The 235-nt window shown below is 39.1% G+C and carries 1 pseudogene; it reads right to left on the bottom strand.

Features of this window, described 5'->3' with window-relative positions:
- Positions 1 to 235, bottom strand: a pseudogene (locus SB751_RS35375) (oxidoreductase); the annotation flags it as partial.

Genomic DNA, 235 nt, shown 5'->3' with positions numbered 1-235 from the left:
GATAAAGTTCTCGAGTTCGTACTTCATAAAGTGCTCGTCAAACTCCGTGCTAATAAGCTCTTTATGACCATTGTTAGCAATAAACTCTATTTTTTTAAGCTGCGACACGGCTTCAATTCTAATTCGACCTAATTCCCCCTGAATTTCAGTGATATTTTCACCTTGTGAAATTTTCGAATAACTGATCACCGCTTGTCTGTCGGGATAATTTAAAAGCACATCGCCTGCACCATCC

The organism is Cupriavidus sp. SIMBA_020 (assembly GCF_046535395.1).
In the GTDB taxonomy this organism is placed as follows: Bacteria; Pseudomonadota; Gammaproteobacteria; order Burkholderiales; family Burkholderiaceae; genus Cupriavidus; species Cupriavidus campinensis.
The sequence above is the reverse complement of the archived record's forward strand: the minus strand, read 5'-3'. Positions and strand labels throughout refer to the sequence as shown.